The 19423-nt window shown below is 38.1% G+C and carries 16 protein-coding genes and 1 pseudogene; 15 read left to right on the top strand and 2 right to left on the bottom strand.

Going from position 1 to position 19423, the window contains the following annotated elements; genetic code table 11:
• From ACEW8O_RS03080 to ACEW8O_RS03010, 15 genes and pseudogenes are all read left to right on the top strand, one after another.
• Nucleotides 1-462, top strand: a pseudogene (locus ACEW8O_RS03080) (flippase); the annotation flags it as partial.
• 169 nt (nt 463-631) lie between these two features.
• A complete protein-coding gene (locus ACEW8O_RS03075) occupies nt 632-1558 on the top strand; it encodes a glycosyltransferase family 2 protein (protein WP_373493156.1) in 927 nt (308 codons plus the stop codon).
• Nucleotides 1559-1566: 8 nt separating this feature from the next.
• Nucleotides 1567-2559, top strand: a complete 993-nt coding sequence (locus ACEW8O_RS03070; protein ID WP_373493155.1) for an NAD-dependent epimerase/dehydratase family protein — start codon at nt 1567-1569, stop codon at nt 2557-2559.
• Between the two features lie 119 nt (nt 2560-2678).
• Complete coding sequence (locus tag ACEW8O_RS03065) at nt 2679-4076, top strand: O-antigen ligase family protein (protein WP_373493154.1); 1398 nt, start codon at nt 2679-2681, stop codon at nt 4074-4076.
• On the top strand, nt 4063-5187 hold the full coding sequence (locus ACEW8O_RS03060; protein WP_373493153.1) for a glycosyltransferase family 4 protein: 1125 nt from the start codon (nt 4063-4065) through the stop codon (nt 5185-5187). The genes ACEW8O_RS03065 and ACEW8O_RS03060 overlap by 14 nt, the downstream gene beginning before the upstream one ends.
• Nucleotides 5180-5887, top strand: a complete 708-nt coding sequence (locus ACEW8O_RS03055; RefSeq protein WP_373493152.1) for a DapH/DapD/GlmU-related protein — start codon at nt 5180-5182, stop codon at nt 5885-5887. Before ACEW8O_RS03060 ends, ACEW8O_RS03055 begins: the two co-directional genes overlap by 8 nt.
• Nucleotides 5884-6642, top strand: coding sequence for a class I SAM-dependent methyltransferase (locus ACEW8O_RS03050; protein WP_373493151.1), 759 nt, complete (start codon nt 5884-5886; stop codon nt 6640-6642). Before ACEW8O_RS03055 ends, ACEW8O_RS03050 begins: the two co-directional genes overlap by 4 nt.
• Nucleotides 6643-6707: 65 nt before the next feature.
• Complete coding sequence (locus ACEW8O_RS03045) at nt 6708-7484, top strand: 2OG-Fe(II) oxygenase (protein WP_373493150.1); 777 nt, start codon at nt 6708-6710, stop codon at nt 7482-7484.
• Between the two features lie 3 nt (nt 7485-7487).
• Nucleotides 7488-8639 carry a glycosyltransferase family 4 protein gene (locus tag ACEW8O_RS03040; RefSeq protein WP_373493149.1) on the top strand — a complete coding sequence of 384 codons (1152 nt, stop codon included), beginning with the start codon at nt 7488-7490 and terminating at the stop codon, nt 8637-8639.
• A gap of 291 nt (nt 8640-8930) precedes the next feature.
• The gene (locus tag ACEW8O_RS03035) at nt 8931-10073 is read left to right on the top strand and encodes a glycosyltransferase (RefSeq protein WP_373493148.1); all 1143 of its coding nucleotides are present in this window, start codon (nt 8931-8933) and stop codon (nt 10071-10073) included.
• A 708-nt stretch (nt 10074-10781) separates the two neighbouring features.
• Entirely contained in the window at nt 10782-11429 is a 648-nt protein-coding gene (locus ACEW8O_RS03030) for a hypothetical protein (protein ID WP_373493147.1), read from the top strand.
• 7 nt (nt 11430-11436) lie between these two features.
• Nucleotides 11437-12006 carry a hypothetical protein gene (locus ACEW8O_RS03025; RefSeq protein ID WP_373493146.1) on the top strand — a complete coding sequence of 190 codons (570 nt, stop codon included), beginning with the start codon at nt 11437-11439 and terminating at the stop codon, nt 12004-12006.
• A 5-nt stretch (nt 12007-12011) separates the two neighbouring features.
• Nucleotides 12012-12512, top strand: coding sequence for a hypothetical protein (locus ACEW8O_RS03020; protein ID WP_373493145.1), 501 nt, complete (start codon nt 12012-12014; stop codon nt 12510-12512).
• A 162-nt stretch (nt 12513-12674) separates the two neighbouring features.
• Nucleotides 12675-13325 carry a glycosyltransferase gene (locus ACEW8O_RS03015; protein WP_373493144.1) on the top strand — a complete coding sequence of 217 codons (651 nt, stop codon included), beginning with the start codon at nt 12675-12677 and terminating at the stop codon, nt 13323-13325.
• A gap of 938 nt (nt 13326-14263) precedes the next feature.
• Nucleotides 14264-16060 (top strand): hypothetical protein, encoded by a 1797-nt coding sequence (locus ACEW8O_RS03010; protein WP_373493143.1) that lies wholly within the window; start codon nt 14264-14266, stop codon nt 16058-16060.
• 1192 nt (nt 16061-17252) lie between these two features.
• Here ACEW8O_RS03010 and ACEW8O_RS03005 read toward each other — a convergent pair.
• Both ACEW8O_RS03005 and ACEW8O_RS03000 read right to left on the bottom strand, forming a co-directional pair.
• Nucleotides 17253-17942 carry a sugar transferase gene (locus tag ACEW8O_RS03005; RefSeq protein ID WP_373493142.1) on the bottom strand — a complete coding sequence of 230 codons (690 nt, stop codon included), beginning with the start codon at nt 17940-17942 and terminating at the stop codon, nt 17253-17255.
• A 93-nt stretch (nt 17943-18035) separates the two neighbouring features.
• The gene (locus tag ACEW8O_RS03000) at nt 18036-18779 is read right to left on the bottom strand and encodes a WecB/TagA/CpsF family glycosyltransferase (protein WP_373493141.1); all 744 of its coding nucleotides are present in this window, start codon (nt 18777-18779) and stop codon (nt 18036-18038) included.
• Nucleotides 18780-19423 lie beyond the last annotated feature (644 nt).

The raw sequence follows: 19423 nt of genomic DNA, 5'->3' as shown, positions 1-19423 counted from the left end.
TATCCCAATGCTGCAAGATTGCTACAATCAGATCTACCCCGATTTATTCGATTTATAAAAAAAGTCTATGGAATTTCTTTGCTTCTAGGGCTTTTGGGTTCCTTGACAACTTTTATCCTGGCTCCATTTATCATTCAAATACTTTCACGAACAGAACTGCAAGAATCTGTCTTATTTATGAAAATTCTGGCTTTTATACCCTTTCTTGCATGCCTGAATATAGTCAATGTCGTTATTTTCCTGGCGAAGAATCAAAAATCCCTCATGTTTAAATCCTCTTGGCTGATGTCTATCTATATGATTTCGGCATCCATATTTCTGACAGACCAATTTGGTGCATTGGGCCTTTGTTATGCCTTATTGTCCACAGAGATCATTGTCCTGCTGATTTCCAGTATACTGAATTGGATTTACAATAAGCAGTTAGTTATAAGTATCATAAAGACCTTTCGAAAAGATTAATGGATCATTAAAAGGAAATAATCCTGTAAAATGGGTGGGTGGAAAAAAGAGAATCAAATTTCAGCAAAAAGCAAAAACTCTGAATCGAGGAGATCAGGCATGTTTCTATCTTGAGAAAGCCTGAATTAATAGAAGGGAAATTAATTGTTAAAATTACTGAGGATATTACATGAAAAATGAAGGGAATCCCTCTGTTGGATTAGTGATTATCAATTGGAACAGTTTTGATCATACAGATCATTGCCTGCTCTCATTGAAGAAAGTCACCTACCCCAATTTTAAGGTTTTTATTGTAGACAACGGATCCACAGATGGTTCCGGAAAGCAATTGGAGGAAAAGTATGGGGATTTTGCCCATTTTATTTGCCACCATGAAAATGCGGGCTTTGCAGGTGGCAACAATATCGGTATCGCTGAGGTAATAAAGCAAGGCTATGATTACCTGATGCTTCTCAATAATGACACTGAAACTGAACCTGATTTTCTGGATCATTTGGTGAACAGATTGGAAACTGACCGCTCCTTTGGGGCTGTTCAACCCAAATTCAATTTTCTTCTGGAAAAAAATAAAATCTGGAATGCAGGCGGAAAATTTATTTCTTTTTTTGGCATATCAAAGACCATCGGCTATAATCAGGTTGACCGGGATATTCATCACCAACCCAAAACCATTGATTGGATAACAGGCTGTGGTTTTATGGTTTCCTCTGCTATCGTGAAGGAAGTGGGTATGTTGAATGAGAAATTCTTTATCTACTACGAAGATGTGGATTGGTCATTTCGTATCAAGAAAGCAGGTTTTAAACTGGCCTATGAACCCAAATCAGTAGTGTATCATGAGGCAGGGATGTCCCAAAAATCCAAAGTGAAGAAAGAAGAAGGATATGTCAATCCCTTTGTTCATTACCTTAGAAGCAGAAATCAGATTTGGCTTCTCAGGAAACATACGCCATGGTATTACGCTCCCACTGTTATCATGTTTGTGGTGGTCAAGCACCTTTCCATTATGGGATACTTTATTTTCCGTAAAAGATTTAAAAAGCTTACTTTTGCAGCCAAAGGTTTAAAAGAAGGAATTTTCCACGAAGGGATTTAATTTAAGGAATGAAATCTATATTAATTACGGGTGTAGCCGGGCTATTGGGATCCAGACTTGCAGATTGGTTGCTCACGAACAAAAAAGAATACCGGATTATAGGAATAGATAACCTTTCGGGGGGATATATCGAAAATATTCCTTCAGGTGTTGGATTTCACAATGTGGACATTGCCACAGGCGATTTATCTGATATTTTTTCAAAAAATGAAGTGGAATATGTCTATCATCTCGCTGCCTATGCCGCGGAAGGCCTAAGCCCGTTTATCCGGAAATTCAATTACACCAGCAACTTGGTAGCTACAGCCAATGTTGTCAATAACTGTATAATCTACAATACCAAAAGATTGGTTTTTACATCGAGTATGGCCACTTATGGTATTGGCACGCCCCCTTTTGAAGAGAGTCATCAACCTGCCCCCATTGATCCATATGGAGTCGCCAAATACGCCTGTGAATTGGATATTCGGATTGCGGGAGAGCAGCATGGGCTTGATTGGTGCATCATCCGCCCACATAATGTGTATGGTCTGAACCAAAATATCTGGGACAAATACAGAAATGTCCTTGGAATATGGATGTATCAGAAAATTACTGGAGAACCTTTCTCCATTTTTGGGACGGGAGAGCAACTGCGTGCTTTTACTTATATAGACGACATATTGGAACCCCTTTGGCTTACAGCTTCCAAGCCTGAGGCCTCCAGGCAAATCATCAACTTGGGAGGAACCAAGGAATATAGTATAACAGAATCTGCAGAACTGCTTGCCGAAATAGTCGGTGGCCATGAAATCCAATATTTTGAGGGAAGGCATGAAGTGAAGTTGGCTTATGCAACCCATGATAAGGCCAAAAAAATATTGGGTTTTGAAGACAGGACAAGTCTCAGGGACGGCCTGCAAAAAATGTGGGATTGGGCCAAAATTCAGCCAAAAAGAGAGCAGTTTCAATGGGAGGAATATGAAGTTGACAAAGGGATGTATTCCTTTTGGAAGAAATAGAATGTCTTCCAATACCAACATTGATGAAAACGTTTTTATTGATATAGAGGCCTATTCCAATGAAATAGATCTCCCACCTGAAATTCCTATAGAAGCGTTTCAATTAAGCCTGAAAACCATTGATAGAATACGTGCTGTTTATTTTTGTCTTATTGGGTTTTGTACCGCTCCTGTACCTGACCCTACAAGCCATGGTCTTCAAAGGAAAATGGGAATATGTGGTATATTTTCTTTTGGCCTATCTTCCGTTTCACATTACAGCTTTAAGCATTGTCTATCAGGCAACCTATTCCGGTTTATTGGTGTCTTTTTTTCAAGTGGCCAAAGATTTTCTGGTCATTTTGGCATTTTTGCTTTTCATTCTTTATCATAAAAATATTTTTCAATACCCATTTCGCCTGACCAAGGTGGATAAGCTTTTTTCGGTTTTTATTGGGCTGGCGTTTGTGTACATGTTATTGCCCCTGGGTGAAGCTACCCTTATCAGCAAAGTACTGTACTTCAAAAATATGCTTATACCTGCGATGGTTTATTTTTTGGGAAGAAACACAAACTTTGACGATAAGGAAATTACCAACGTGTTCCGGATTATTTTCACCATTGCCATAGCAGCTTTTATTTTCAATATTGTAGAGAACATGTTGGATACACATCTTCAAAGTTATACCGGTTACGCCCTTTTCCTTCAGGGAATCAATCAGATCGAAACAACCGGTAATTTTGGTCTCCAATGGACATTTGAAACACAGGCAGTCACCAAACGTTTTGCATCTTTTTTTGCAGATCCGCTTGAATTGGCAAGCTCTGTCCTGATGGGTTTTTCCGCAGGATTGATATGGTATCTCACCACGAAAAGGGAATATTCATTCTTCTATATAGTGGTCATGTTCTGTTCCATGGGCAGTCTCATTTTTTCATCATCAAGAGCAGCTTTTGCTTCCTTTTTTATCATGATTTTTTTCATAGCTATGGTTTTTAAGCTTTATAAACTTATCCTTTTTGGTTTTTCAGCAGCTGTCTTATTTTTAGTCTATATTTTGTTTTTTGCCTCGGAGGAATTCTATTTCTTTGTGGTGGATACCATTACCTTTCAAAATGCCTCAAGTGTAGGACATTTGGTTGAATGGCTGATAGGAGTGGATTCCATGATAGAAAGCCCATTGGGAATTGGACTTGCCATGAGCGGAAACCTTGGAAGTGTGACTGATGAGCTCCGGGTAGGTGGGGAAAACCAATTCCTGATCTATGGGGTGCAACTGGGAATTATCGGATTGTCACTGTATATTTTAATGCTGTACTTTGCTATTTCCCACAGCATTAGGGTCTTCCGGGATGCAGAAAATGTAATGACTGCCCGGGTAGCATTTGTAGGGGCTACGGTTAAGTTCGGGATGTTGCTGCCATTGTTTACAGCAAATGCAGAAATGTACAACTATGTAAGCTGGATATCTTGGTGGATGGTCGGCTATGCCATGAACCATTATTCTAAAAGGAAAATAATTGATGGGAAAGGCTAGGATTCTTATCGACGTTTATTACCTGCATGTGGCACGGACAGGTATCAGAACTTATATCACTTCCCTATGTGAAGAGATATTAAAGCGGGAAGAAACGGACTTTGAATACATCATCAATCCTGATTTCCATGCTACCAAAAGCAAACAATTTTTCAAGGGAAATACACCGAAGTGGAAAAACATATTATTCCAGTTCCTTTATTTCTTTAGAAAACAGGTTACGCTTCCTTTGTTATCCTATTACCATCAAGCCGATCTGGTGTTCAGTCCTGATATCCTCAGTCCGTTATGGTCAAGGGGAAAAAAAGTTTCGGTCATCCATGATACCTTTTTTTGGGACAATCCGGAACATTACCAAGCGCTTTGGCTTAAGTACTATTTGTTCTTTTTGAAAATGGGACTAAAGCATCATGGAGAAATCATTACCATCACCAACTTTTCCAAAGAAAGACTTCGGGAGATAAATGCTTTCAGGCATATCCCCAAAAGAGTGGTGTATCCTTCCACAGGTTTGGTATCGAAAAAGGAAATAAGGAACCAAAAACCCAGGTTCCAATATTTCCTCCATGTAGGTGTCATGGAGAAGCGGAAAAACCTGGGGATGCTTATAGAAGCCTTTGCCGGGCTTATACAGCAGGAAGAACACAAAGACCTCAAATTGGTTTTGGTGGGTTCAAAGGGACCCAGAAAAGCTTTGGATGATCATGACCATCTGATCAATCTTGTCAAAATGCTTCATGTAGAGGAGAAAGTGATGTTGCCAGGTTATGTAACTGAGGATGAATTATCAGGATATTTTAACCATGCCATCGCATACGTCTTCCCTTCCCTGAATGAAGGATTTGGTCTGCCAATATTGGAGGCCTTTTCATTTGGCTTGCCGGTTATCATCTCCAATCAGGGTGCCTTGATGGAAGTGGCAGGTGATGCGGCAATTGTATTGGAAGAAAATACCAAAGAAGCGCTCCAATCTGCCATGGTCCGGTTATTGGAAGACCCGACGCTTAGGAATGAACTTTCAAAAAAAGGCAGAATCAGACTCAATGAATTTTCAACGGAGAAGTTTTTCCTATCTTTGGAAGACACTTTTAAACACATTTTGAATGGGTAGCTTCTTGGGTAAATCCATCAGTAATCTTACCAACAACAATTTCAGTGACCGCTTTGGGTCTGAATGGGACAGACTTTCCACTTCCGCTGTATTGTTTAGAATGGGTATTTGTTGGCTGAGAGGCATATTGGTCCGATGGCGCTTGGGATCTTCAGGGGGTTTATTCCTGGTCGGAAAGCGGGTGACCATCCGTCAGGCTTCATATATCCATGTTGGTAAAAATTTTATCGCCCAGGACCATTGTGAGATCAACGGACTTTCCCAAAAAGGCCTGGTCTTTGGTGACAAAGTCACTATAGGTAGTTATGCCATTATTAGGCCAACCAATCTATATGGCGGTGAAGCCGGGGTTGGATTAAAAGTAGGGAATAACAGCAATATCGGGCCATACAGTTATATCGGTTGCTCGGGTTATATCGAGATCGGAAACAACGTGATGATGTCTCCCAGGGTCAGTATATATTCAGAAAACCATAACTTTTCCAATCCGGAAATCCCGATGAACGAACAGGGAGTCACCCGTTCATTTGTAAAGATCGGGGATGATTGCTGGATTGCTGCCAACTCAGTAATTTTGGCCGGAGTAACCATAGGAAAGGGTTCTGTAATCGCCGCAGGCAGCATCGTAACCAAGGATGTGCCACCTTATAGCATTGTAGGAGGTAATCCTGCCAAAATCTTAAAGAGTAGAATCCAATGAAGACGAATACCATAAAAACCTGGAAGCATTTCGGAAAAGAGGATCCTTACTATGGGGTGCTTTCAGAGCAAAAATATAAATCCGAAAACATCACCTCAGCAGATCTGAGCGGGTTTTTTGAAACAGGGCAGGTCTATGTATCCGAGACCCTGCAGAGAATACAGAAGCTTTATGGTTCAGATTTGTCCAGCTCGGATATCCTGGATTTCGGTTGTGGTGTTGGCCGTTTGGCGATTCCCTTTTCATATGTCACAAATAACAGGACGGTAGGTATTGATGTGTCTCCTGAGATTCTGGAAAAAGCAAAAGCCCATGCCTTAGAAATGGGTACTGAAAACGTGGAGTTCCTGCTATCAGAAGGCAAAATCCTTCCCCAAACAGGCAAGTTTGATTTTATCAATTCCTATATCGTATTGCAGCATATCGAAACAGAGGTTGGGATGTCCATTATCCAACAGCTATTGGACAGACTGAAAATCGGGGGTATCATGCAGATTCATGCCACCTATGGCAATAATTGGTCAAAAATCAGGTATTTTCATTATTACCTTAGGTCAACGAATACATTATACAACTTTGTGTATTCCAGTCTCAAGAACCGGAAACTGGAAGCGGAACCCATGATGCAGATGAACAGCTACGATCCCAAGATGCTGTTTGGTCTTTTTTCTAAATTTTCAAATTCCATCCACGTGGAATTGACGGATCATACCGGATTTTTGGGAGCTTCCTATATGTTCAAAAGGGAATTTTAATACGCAACTTTCATAAATTGAGAAAAACTGCAATATTTAAAAACTGACATTTAACTAAGAAATACATGATTAATTTTGATGAGATAGAAAAAAACTTAGCGCAGTTTAGGTTAGCATATCATACAGCCCAACCATTTCCCCATTTGGTTATTGATAATTTTTGTGATGAAGCCAAACTTCATCTTGCATACAATTCAATTCCGGAATTGGTCAATAAAAGTAGAGATTATGTATTTGCCAATAATAAGTTTGAAAAGTCAAATTACAAGGAACTTTGTCCGGAACTGAATGAACTTTACGAGGATTATAGTTCAGATAGGTTCAATAGACTGCTTTCTTTCATTACCTCCAAAGAGGTTTTTGTAGATCCTAAAAACTTCGGAGGAGGACTTCATCAGGGGAAAAAGAATAGTTTTTTGGATATGCATCTCGATTTTAATTATCATCCACTCCATAAAAACTGGTATCGGGAACTGAATCTCTTGCTGTATTTAAACAAGGATTGGAAACCTGAATACAAAGGCGGCTTGAGGGTCAAAGACCTGAGAAGTGGCAAGGAAACTGAAATCGCTGTTCCATTTAACCGTTTGATTATTCAACAATGTGCCCCATACACCCTGCACGGCTATGACATGACGGCGTTTCCGGAGGGAAAATACCGCACTTCCATCGCCACTTATGCTTATCAAATCCACGAACATCTTATAGAGAAACCAAGGACTACGGATTGGTTTCCGAAGGAAAACTCTTCATTTTTAAAAAAGATTCTGGCGAATAATTATAATTTTCTCGTACAGACAAAAAATAAATTCTTCGGAAGCGCTACAGCCAAAAACCAATAAACCATGTCCAACAGACGGGTCTTAGTGATCCATAGTGCCGCTGACCTTTATGGCGCGAGTAAAAATCTCGTAAGGTCTCTTTCAGCTTTTAAGAAACTGGGATGGAAAGTATTTATCGTGTTACCACATGATGGTCCTCTTGTAAATGAAATCCGGGCAGAGGGTTTTGAAGTTATGATGATGGAACACGGTGTGCTTCGCCGACAAAACTTGAATCCAAAAGGGATGCTGCTGTTGGCAAACCAATTACGGAAGTCGTTTTTTTTCCTTTCGCGATTGATCAAAAAAGAAAAGATTGATCTCATTTATACCAACTCCAATGCCAATATCATAGGTGGCTTTTTGAGTCTCAGACATAGACTGCCACATATCTGGCATGTCCACGAAATCGTACTTCAGCCGAAGTGGTTTAAAAATCTACTTGAATTTTTCATCAAAGTAACTGGTGATCAGGTGCTTTGTGTTTCGGAAGCCGTGAAGAACAACTTTTCACAAATTGAGCCTGAACGTCTAAAACTGATTTATAATGGTATAGAAATCAATACTTACAAGCAGGCAGAATATGATCTAAAATCTGAACTGGGCATTCCATCTGATACCATATTGATAGGTATGATCGCAAGGGTCAGTTTCTGGAAAGGACAAATCTATTTCCTGGATATTGCAGCCCAACTTTGTCAAAAGTTCCCAAACCTACATTTCGTGATGGTAGGAGATGCTTTTACTGGTTATGAATATCTCTATGAAGAAATCGATCTGCACATCCAAAAACTCAATTTGATTGAACATGTCTCTTTCCTTGGGTATAGACTTGATGTGCCTCAAATTCTGAATGGGCTAGACATTTTCATATTACCCAGCATCCTGCCGGATCCCCTGCCTACTACGGTACTGGAAGCCATGGCTGCTGGTAAGCCGGTGGTGGCTACTAATCAAGGGGGCGCCACTGAGATGGTTGTTGACAAAGAAACAGGCCTGTTGATTCCGTACGACAATCCTGAGGAATCAGCAGTTAAAGTTCAGCAATTGATTGAGAATCCTGAGCTTAGAAGACAAATGGGAAGGAAAGGGCAAGAAAGGGCAAAGGAATTTTTTTCCATCGATAAATATTTGGAGAATTTTGGAAAAGCTGTTTTGGAGGTCCGAAAAAAATAATGATTAACTTTAGTAAAGGCTCTATAAATGATATCCTTCATACATCCGGGATTACTGCCGTAGGTAGGGGTAATCTGATGTCATTACCAATTCTGAATCATTTTCAAATATTGTAGGTCACGACAAGATAGACCTCTCCTGACGTCGAGGTGACAAGGCAAAGTCCTCTCCAAGATTTGAACGCTATCCATAGCTCACATTTTATAACTCTTAACGACAAAAAGTCAAATGTCACTTAGTTTAAATATCTTTGGCCTCCTTAACAAAGATATTCAGTCAAACTTTTTAAGCATGAATAAAAATAAAGCGCCATTAAAAGTTGCCATACTTGGATCAAGGGGCTATCCCTATGTCTATAGTGGCTACGAAACCTTGGTCAAGGAACTTGGGGAGCGGCTCCAAAAAAGAGGTGTGGAAGTACGGGTTTATTGCCACCGCTCACTTTTTGAAAACAAACCCGCAGCAGTCAACGGCATCAAACTGATCTATATGCCTGCCATAGAACAAAAGAGCTTGGCACAATTGACCCATTCATTTTTCTCCATGATCCATGCCTGTTTTTCGGATGTGGATGTCATTTTTATGGTCAACAGTGGCAATGGTTTATTTGGTATTATCTCCAGGATTTTCAGAAAACCAACCGCCATCAATGTGGATGGATTGGAATGGTTGCGTCCAAAGTGGAAAGGGCTGGGAGCAAAGTATTTCCTTTTTGCTTCAAAGATGGCCACCAAATTCTATGACCGCATTATCAATGATTCCGATGAAATGCAAAAGGTCTACATAGAATTGTTCAACGCCAAATCCACTGTTATCGCATACGGCGCCAATCCCTCCTACAAATCTGATCCAAGCAAAATAGAAAAATGGGGGCTTGAAAAAGAAGGCTATTACCTGATTGTGGGTAGGATGATCCCTGACAACAATGCCGACCTGATCCTCGAAGGTTTTATCCAATCGGATTCAACCCGAAAATTGGTTATCGTAGGAGATGTTCCTTTTCAGGATGAATATGCTATCAAACTTAAGAACATGAAAGATGACAGGTTGCTATTCACAGGTTATATCACCGACCCCGAAGAACTGAAAGCCCTATACCACAATTGCTTTGCTTACTTCCACGGCCATGAATACGGTGGCACCAATCCCACCCTGCTCAAAGCTATGGCTTATGGCTGTGCCATCCTTGCTTTGGATACCCGCTTCAGCCGGGAAACCTTGCAAGACGGAAAGTATGGATGGTTTTTTGGGAAAGATGCGGCTTCGGTTGCGAAATTGATTGCAAAAGCAGAGGAATCACCCAAAGAAATGCAGATACTCCGCGAAACCGCTAGAGAAGGATTGACTGATAAATACAATTGGGATAGGGTAACGGATAGGTATTTGGAGGTTTTTGAGGATTTAAGATCTAAGATTTTAGAGGGTAGATTTTAGATTTTTGACCCAAGCCATCGGGATCCCTGTTTGCCGACTGGAGGGAGGTGACAAGGATAAGTCTTTGGATGCTCTTGAATGCTATTTTACGTTCAATTTAACTTCTCATTTGTCATTTCGAGTACCCAACATTCTGAAAATGTTCAAAATAGGTAATGACATCAGATTTCTCCTACCTACGGGAGGCAGGCGTCATCCCGAGGCACGAGGGATCTCCAGCGGTACAATTAGACGATTGATTTACTGGAAAAACATTTAACCTTTTGGGTCAAAATCATCCTTTTCCTGAACCTCGAGAGATGCTTCCTACATCATGACGGCTGTTCCGATTTATGTCATTTCGACCCCGATGGCTATCGGGGGAGAAATCTGTAGCTCCCACTAAGGGCAATAGACCTCTTTCCATGCTATCGGGAGTAGAGGGTTGATTTTAGACCCTATAGCTTGTGTTTTGATTGGTGGCGAAATAACCCTGAAAGGGTGACATGTTTATAGACTAGTTGATGAGTTACCTAGGTTGGTTTTGGCTAATTTGATGGTCAATTGATAAAGCGACTTCTCGCCAAAACAAGGTAGAGTTTTCGGGTTTGAAATTTGAAAGTTTTGAAATGTTAATATAATCTAGGATAACCTATTTATTCGTTAAAAATTCTAAAAAAGATAGAATTAAAGGAAAAGAGGGTTATATTTAATCAATGTGTTAATACCATGAAATATATAGACATTCCAGACAGTTATTTAAAAGGGTTTAAATCATTAAGTACTTTCGAGGAGGAAGAATATAAAAAATTCAAAGAAATTGTTTCAACAATTAAATTTGATGGTCAAAAAGAAATTTTTGATAACCTTGATCAATTCATTGAGGCATTAAGTAAAGAGTATAAAGATACATTCAAAGCTTTGATAAGCGTTTTGTTGTTACACGCAGATTTCGGTGAAATATCCAATGAATTTATTGTAGGTTTTTCTGAGTCATTCACAAAAAAAGGGAAACCTAAAGACAAAAATCAAACAATATTATTGACTGAAAGGATTAAAGATCTTTTTGATTCCAGTCCTTTATTAATTTTAAGCCTGAAGGCAGCGGGGCTTTACCAAGAAGCTGAACATTTATATAGTCAAGGTAGAATATTTACAGATATCAGACCCATCTTTAATAAGGATGCGACTGAATTTTCCGGAAAATATGCCATGGTAATGCATAGGTTAAAAATTGAATATAATGAAGAAGACGGTAGAAAAGACATTTATTTTACAATGACGAGAAATCAAATAATAGAACTTTCCGAAACATTGTCACGTGCAATTGAAAAAGAGAATACCATAAAGTCACAGACGGATTTTAAATTTCTATAATATGCATATGAATACCCAAATAAGAAATGTTTCCAAAATAAGAAATGATTACAGATTAAAACCTCTATCCAGAAATACCCAACAAAATAATAGGGAGTGGGGTATTGGTGAAAAAAATCCTCGATCCGGATTAGTTGGAATTTCTGTGCAACACACAAAATTTCATCCTGTTTATACAAAAACAGGAATTGAAGATTTTACCCTTGGTTCAAAATTTGAAGAAGAAATAAGGGAAATAGCAGATCTGAATGACAACTGGGACGAAGAAGGTGCTTTGAAGCCTGATTATTCTAATTTAAAAAATGCTACTTTATTTGTTTTAAAATACGGGAATAGCATATTAAAAACATTTGGAAAGAATTTATCATATCCTGAAATTAATCCTTGCAAAGATGGGTCGATTGATCTTGTTTGGAGGGATAAAACTAATTTTCTTATTTTGAATTTTCGGGAACCTAATGGTCAAATAGCAAATTTTTATTTTGACCAATATGATCCTAATTTAGGTAGACAAGGTGGATTTGTACCATCTGAATTAGATCAAGACATTCTTAATTATTTAAAGAAATTTGTTTAATTGAAATGTGGGAAAAAGAAACTATCCCAGATCCTGATAAACTTTACTTTTTTATCCATATTCATGCAATGAGATATGATAAAGAAGGAAATAATCCTTTTGTCCCGGAATCAAGTTTAACGAATACTCCAGACAGTGGACCCAATAAATCAAGTGATTGGAGTAAATATCATCGCCCAGAAGATACTCGATTTTTGAGAGGTGAAGAATATAAATTTGGGCAGAAAATTTTCAAAAAACCTGATGAATATTTTATTTACAGTACACTTGTTTCCGATTGGAGGAGTATAGACCAACAGCATGGTAAACAATCTGTAGAACATGACCCAATTTATAATGATCCTATTCCAATTGGTACACCTAATAACAGGGCCCATAGCATCATCATTGGAAATAAAGATGATCTTAAACTTAGAACTATAATTGCGAGAAGTATAAAATGGGAAATTGCTCCGCCGGATACTAAAATTGAGTGTAAGGAATATAAAAAAACTTTAGGGCTTTAGTGAAAATCTGTAAATCTAAAATGCGATAGGTTAGCTATAAAAAGAAGAGTTTTATTGGGATACCACATAGTATCATAGAGCACATAGTTCATAAAAAACACTTTCTCCAAGGCTGTGTAATTTCATATGGTATTCAAAATAATGTAAAGGACGTCTTAAGACTTGAACCAAAAAGTCTACGAAGAGTTGTTCAACGCCAAATCCACCGTCATCGCCTATGGTGCCAATCCCTCATTTGACTCTGATCCGAGTAAAATAGAAAAATGGGGGCTTGAAAAGGAAGGCTATTACCTAATTGTAGGTAGGATGATCCCTGACAACAATGCCGACCTGATCCTCGAAGGTTTTATCCAATCGGATTCAACCAAAAAACTGGTCATCGTAGGTGATGTTCCCTTTCAGGATGAATATGCCATCCGACTCAAAATCATGAAAGATGAGCGCCTACTTTTTACAGGCTATGTCACCGACCCCGAAGAACTGAAGTCCCTATATCACAATTGCTTTGCCTACTTCCATGGGCATGAGTATGGCGGCACCAACCCTACCTTGATCAAGGCAATGGCTTATGGCTGTGCCATCCTAGCCTTGGATACCCGCTTTAGTCGGGAGACATTGCAAAACGGTAAACATGGATGGTTTTTTGGGAAGAATCCCACTGACCTGAAAAACATCATTTCCAAAGCCAAGTCCGAACATGAAAAAATTCAGGAACTCCGGGATACCGCAAGAGATGGATTGACTGATAAATATAATTGGGATAGGGTGACGGGTAGGTATTTGGAGGTTTTTGAGGGGTTGAGGAATCCCTAGACCTTTGAGGTTTTTTTTTAACCTCATAGGTCCTTCACCTGATGATATCTTTCTTTTTTTACCACAAAGAAAAATAGAGCACGAATTATACAACTTTAGTTTTTTTGTAGGATCTCAACTGACGTGTTTTTCAGTGAGTGACGTTTATCTCATTTTTTTACATTAATTCTCTTACTTTTTTGCTTATCCAAACCCGCCTTCCGGAGGGCAGGAAAGTGTTGGATTTAAGCTTTTATACTAGCAGCCCTGAAAGGGCTGAACATTGATTAGCCCCGGGTATGGTGTTATTATTAGTTGTCGGTTTCTCCTAACCTTAATGCACCGAGACCCGGGGTCATGATGGCGATGATTCAGGAAATTTCGGTCACTGAGTCTGTTTTGGAACACTGACTTTTCTTTCCGAAATGTGGAACGTAAGTTTATTGAGAGGGATTATTTTAGAGGTGGTCTTTAGTGGGTGCCGTTTAGCGCAATTTTTCTATTAATTCTCTTGATTTTTTGCCCAAAAAAAATCGGGACAGGCTATGATACAAAAAATAACAATCCTGATAGCGATCGGGACTAGCGAAATGACCCTACTCCCCATTTCGCTTCCTCTCCACTATCCCACAGATAAATAAGGTGGTGTTGAAATCCAGAAATTGTTGTTGTTGCCCTGATGAGCCTGTCCCGTGAATTGTGAGGATGAATGTACTGAAAGAACCTAGCAGTTAAATTTTTATAAGAAGTATTCAAATTTGGATAAAAACTAAAAAATAATTATCTATAGAATTAAATAAAAGAAGCCTCACGAGGAGGCTTCTTGGTATTTAAGGAAGTAGAGAAGAAATGCGGAATTGTATCCAGTACCAGATCTACCTATCTTCCTTTTCTATCTTTAATACTTCAGAATTAGAAGTTTGATTTCTTAAACAAATGTAATACAATTTCAATTTAAAATGCAAATAATATCACATCAAAACACGAGCCTAAGTATCACCCAAAAGTTTTTTATTGAAAAATCCATTGAGTTATTGTATCTCGGAACGATTGATTCTTACCGAGTTAGGCTTAACAATCCCAAAACTATCTTGGAAGAACTTCGATATTGTTTGAAAGAATTTAATAATGGTCGAATAAAACATTTTCATACTATCAAAGGTAAGGAAAAAAAGAATAAAGCCATTGTTGATGAAGCAATTGAATTGATTAAAAGCGAGGATAATTACCTTACATTTTCCACTTTTTCTAAAGAATATTTTTTGACTATTCTTCGTGAACTTCAAGAAAATGATTTTAAAAAAGCCATATCGTGTGTCGATGTCTTGATGAAAGACAATACAGATTATATTCAAAATATATTAATTGCCATCGAAGGTTATATTATTTCTAATGACCTTTCTGTAGATGGTTTATTTAAAATAGATAGATGTGTTAATTTTTTATTTAGTGAGTTGATCCATAAAGGTTTTGCAAAGGGATTCCTATATAGATTATTCTATGGAATATTTGTAAAAACTTTAACTAATGCTAAATCTTTTGATGAGAATTTTTCCAATTTTAAAGAACGGATTTTAGGGGGAGAATCAAGCTATAAAGTTGTATTTAGAATTGACACTACCCAAAAGGTATATGAAGCCATTTCGGAATTAACAACAGGCACAAACCTGGAATTAAAGGACAATATTGATGAAATCAGAGATATCGTTAGGGAAAACCGAGAGATGGCCAATTTTAATCAGCCTGGAGCTTCCAGAAAATTTCTAATCTGTATTGTTTCAGCATTTGACTTTTTATCTGCTCTTAAAAAGGCGAAAGCGGAACTGTCCGAATATCTTGATGTAATTAACCTTGGATTGTCTGATGAAACGATGGATATTCATAATAGGGTTTTAGTGATAGATCTGAGGTCCCCTGAAAGGGGCAATTTTCAGCATAATATAAATTTCCTCGATGGAAAATACAAAGTCGAAAAAGAGCATTACCTGCATTTCAGACAAAAAATTCCCACCATACTTAGCAATGAGAAAATAACTATCGAAACAAAAGAAAAGATAAAATCGGCTGTACGCTATTTGCGCTTGGGAAACCAATCCACTGAAGTCGAACACAAGTTTATTAACTATTGGATAGGGTTGGAATATCTCTTTTCCAATTACGAGAGTCAAAGTACCATAGTGAGATTAAAAGACCATTTTATCAATGCACATTCTTTGGCATATACCAAGAGAAATATATACAGCTTTTTAAAAGCATTTAATCAGTTGAGCTCTGAGGATAAAGTTTTAATATCATCATATTCAGTTGAAAACAATGACTTCCTTAAACAGGAAGATTTTTACGGGCAAATAGAATCTGAATTATTGAACAAATATCCATTGCTTACCTATAGGGCTATGAGGTTGAAGAAATGGTTTTTTTCAGGTGGAGAAAGAACTGTCAATGCCAAAGGATATATAGAATCACATATGCAAAATCTGGAAATACATTTTACAAGAATTTATAGACTTCGAAATGAAATTATACATGATGCTGCCACAAATACAAATAATGAACTGATCACATCAAATCTCAGGTATTATCTTACATTTATATTGAATGAGCTCATTACATTTTTCTCAGAAAACCACAATGAGGAAATTAGTATGGAAGATTTTTTCATACTTAACGAAATGAAACTCGGAAATATCAAGCACGCCGGGTATAAATTGGAGGATCTTTTATCCATAGATTGTTCTATCGATTTTATTTCCTGAATATAATTTGAATAAAGATTTATCCATTTAATGGAGCTACACTTTTATGATTGCTGTATTGCTTAATTGGTCTTCCGCCAAAACAGGGGGAGGTTTGTTTACCACAGAGGAATTTGTTCTTTTACCACATAGAAGCATAGGGCACGAAATATACACCTAAAGTTTTTTGGAGATTTTTATCGTGCGCGTTTTTCAGTGAGTGACGTTTATTCCATTTTTCTTCCATTAATTCTCTTACTTTTTTGCTTGTCCAAAAAAGTAACAAAAAAGACAAGACAATGAAATCCTTCTCCCCACTAGGCCATCACTGGCGCGGTTCATTGTCTTCCCGCCCTATGGCCTTCAGAATTCAGGTGGGTTTTATAATTAAAGGTTTACAGCAGTAGCCCTGAAGGGGCTGAACTTTGATTAGCCTCGGGTAAGGTGCTTGACAAAGTTTTCGGTAATATCTAACCTACCTGCACCGCAACCCGGGGTTTTGAAGGCGGCGATTCAGGCAATTTCGGTCTTAAAGTGCGTTTGGAATCCTAAGCGTATTTACCGAAATGGGTAGGTTAAGTTTATTCAGGCGGGTGTCAACTAGCTTGATTTTTAGTAAACCTGTATTGTGGAACAGAAATTTTAGTAAGTCATTAACATGCACGATTATCAGTGAGTGACGTTTATCTCATTTTTTTACATTAATTCTCTTACTTTTTTGCTTGTCCAAAAAAGACAAGACAATGAAATCTCCCGCAATTCTGCGGGACGGGCTTGCTTCCCTCAATGCCTGCGCTGGCTCGGTTCATTGTCTTCCCACCCTATGTCCTTCAAAATTCCGCAAGTTGTCGAAATAGGGTTTTCTAAAATCAACTCTGAAAAGCTTTTACAATACTTACTCAAAGGCTATGTGATCTTCATGTCCTGTGTGGTAATCAAAAAAATTAAAACTTAGAGGGGGGTAAGGTCGCACTATCCCTTACTTTGGTGGGGCTTTGATGCAACTTTGGTAGGGCTTTGGTTCGAAATAAAAAAACCTTCGAGGTCCTGGCGTCGCGGATGGAAGACCTCAAAGGTTGTGCTTGCTACTACTTTGGTGGGGAGTATGAAATGATAAGGAAGAAAGTCTGAAGACTTGAACCAATTGATGAAATTGGCCTAATTCCTAGAAAAAAACCTTCGATTCCGCAAGTGCGGAATCAAAGGTTAAGACTTAATATGCATTGCCATTATTTACAAACAAACATTTTACAGTCAAGAGGATGATTTTGAAGTCGAATAGGACACTCCAATTTTTGATGTAGAAGAGATCATATTTCAGACGGGAATTGATGTCATGCATATTTCTGATTTCACCTCGATAGCCTTGGGCCTGGGCAAGTCCTGTGATACCTGGCTTGACGATATGCCTGCACATAAAATATTCAACCTTCTCCGCAATCTCCTGGTTCATGATGATGGCATGAGGTCTTGGGCCAACCAAGGACATTTCCCCCATCAGGACATTGAATAACTGGGGCAATTCATCCAAACTGGTTTTTCTAAGAAACAAACCTGCTTTTGTTATCCTAGGATCACCAATAGTCGCTTGCGCAAAATGACCATTTGGGTCATATTTCATACTTCGGAACTTCAGACAGTAAAATGGTGCATTGTTCCGTCCATGACGTAATTGCTTGAACATCACAGGGCCTTTGGATTCCAACTTGATAAAAATCGCGATGATGGTAAAAAGCCAACTACCGATTAATATCAGAAAGAGGATCGCAAAAACCAAATCGAAGGTTCTTTTAGTCCCTGTCTGAATGGTATCAAACAAATTTACCGATGATCTAGGCGCAATAAACTCAACATCTCTTAATAAAAAACTTGAGTGGTTCAATTTTGAAATGACAGTGGCCATATTAACAGATCTTTAACAGTTATACTTTACTTTTGATATGAAAAAACAGCTTATTATACTGCTGTAATTTTTTGGACTTTGGACCTATTGTTATTAAATTACTTTAGGGCTGGCTTGATATTTATACATCAATGAAATCAATTTGATTGCGGCAAGGTATCTTGGAATATATAGATTTGGTTTTTCTACACACCTGACCAACCAACCAAGGAACAGTTTATCTGCCCAATCCGGGATGTTGGCCTGCTCTCCGGTCATAAATGCAATGGCAGCACCTGTACAGATGATTGCCGGCTTGTAACTCAGGTTTTCTTTTAGGTAAGCCCCCAATATTTCCTGCACTCCTCCACCTAAGTTGACAAGCACATATTTTGGCTTCTTTTCTTCAATCGTTCTCAGGAGTTCCACATCTTCGATCCTTTCTTTATCATAAAAAGGTGCGAGGTAGGAATTATACTCAGTCAAACTGAATCCGCATTGCTGTAAATAGCTGAGGTTGATGTCAGCTTCTTTTTTACTGGGGTTTACCAATAGAATGTTTGAATTCTTTTGTATTTCAGTATCTGATAAGAATGCACTTATAAATTCCAGTCCAGAGACTCTGTTTATTTTTTCTTTTTGGGTGAGGTTCCATAATAAAGCCATGTACCCACTGTCTGCAATCACAAGGTCTGCGGCTTTCAATGACTGATGGTATTTCTCATCGGTTTTGATCGTCGCCAATCCCGGACCAGATGGAAAAACGAACAGACCTCCCTCTTCCAAAGCCGAAACAACTTCGTCTACTTCTCCATTAAAGAAATCCAAACCAATAATGTTGATGGTCTTACTTTTCATCACTTTTCATCTTATAGTGCATTAAAAATAGAAGCAGATAAGGTCTTGGGGGGATTTATTCGGTGAATGACGTTATTTGTTATTTGAAATGAATAAAAGTGACGTTGAAAAAATTACCAATAAAAATGATTTCATTAAATTTTCTTTTTTGGGAGTTTTGAAAAGGATTTTTGATGTTTTTTTAATTCTTTAAAAATTTATATTAATGGAATAAAATATTGATTTAGACTTTAATTTCAATAATAAACACTTTTATTAGTTTTAAAAATATTGTTATAATCATATGAACTTTTTCTTGTTTCCCTAGAAAATTCACTTTGTAAAGATAAACTCACCCTTCAAAAAGTCTGATTCACCTAATTTTTAACCCATTTCACCGAAAAGTAAATCTTGGTGCCTTTCTTCTTCACATATTTGGGTTCACTTTAAAATCAAACACTCAAATTTAATAGTAGGCATAAAATACTTTTAGAATATCCTGTTACTTAAAATTCATTTGCTGCTCCAACACCCCAAAAATCTTCAACGGATATTCTAAAAATACATTCTGTAAAACTGTTCAGGTTATTTCGCATAAAAACTATAATCGATATTCCTAAAGGGGGCATCAGAGCCCAGATTGAAATAACCGGCAAAATCAAAAA

Origin of the sequence: Aquiflexum sp. (assembly GCF_041749095.1) — a bacterium.
Lineage (GTDB): Bacteria > Bacteroidota > Bacteroidia > Cytophagales > Cyclobacteriaceae > Aquiflexum.
Note: the sequence above shows the minus strand (reverse complement) of the source record. Positions and strands in the feature narration are given on the sequence as shown.

Coding starts and splice junctions, on each gene's coding strand:
- ACEW8O_RS03075 (WP_373493156.1), top strand. CDS start 632: ATGAAAAATGAAGGGAATCCCTCTGTTGGATTAGTGATTATCAATTGG.
- ACEW8O_RS03070 (WP_373493155.1), top strand. CDS start 1,567: ATGAAATCTATATTAATTACGGGTGTAGCCGGGCTATTGGGATCCAGA.
- ACEW8O_RS03060 (WP_373493153.1), top strand. CDS start 4,063: ATGGGAAAGGCTAGGATTCTTATCGACGTTTATTACCTGCATGTGGCA.
- ACEW8O_RS03055 (WP_373493152.1), top strand. CDS start 5,180: ATGGGTAGCTTCTTGGGTAAATCCATCAGTAATCTTACCAACAACAAT.
- ACEW8O_RS03050 (WP_373493151.1), top strand. CDS start 5,884: ATGAAGACGAATACCATAAAAACCTGGAAGCATTTCGGAAAAGAGGAT.
- ACEW8O_RS03045 (WP_373493150.1), top strand. CDS start 6,708: ATGATTAATTTTGATGAGATAGAAAAAAACTTAGCGCAGTTTAGGTTA.
- ACEW8O_RS03040 (WP_373493149.1), top strand. CDS start 7,488: ATGTCCAACAGACGGGTCTTAGTGATCCATAGTGCCGCTGACCTTTAT.
- ACEW8O_RS03035 (WP_373493148.1), top strand. CDS start 8,931: ATGAATAAAAATAAAGCGCCATTAAAAGTTGCCATACTTGGATCAAGG.
- ACEW8O_RS03030 (WP_373493147.1), top strand. CDS start 10,782: ATGAAATATATAGACATTCCAGACAGTTATTTAAAAGGGTTTAAATCA.
- ACEW8O_RS03025 (WP_373493146.1), top strand. CDS start 11,437: ATGAATACCCAAATAAGAAATGTTTCCAAAATAAGAAATGATTACAGA.
- ACEW8O_RS03020 (WP_373493145.1), top strand. CDS start 12,012: ATGTGGGAAAAAGAAACTATCCCAGATCCTGATAAACTTTACTTTTTT.
- ACEW8O_RS03010 (WP_373493143.1), top strand. CDS start 14,264: ATGCAAATAATATCACATCAAAACACGAGCCTAAGTATCACCCAAAAG.
- ACEW8O_RS03005 (WP_373493142.1), bottom strand. CDS start 17,942: ATGGCCACTGTCATTTCAAAATTGAACCACTCAAGTTTTTTATTAAGA.
- ACEW8O_RS03000 (WP_373493141.1), bottom strand. CDS start 18,779: ATGAAAAGTAAGACCATCAACATTATTGGTTTGGATTTCTTTAATGGA.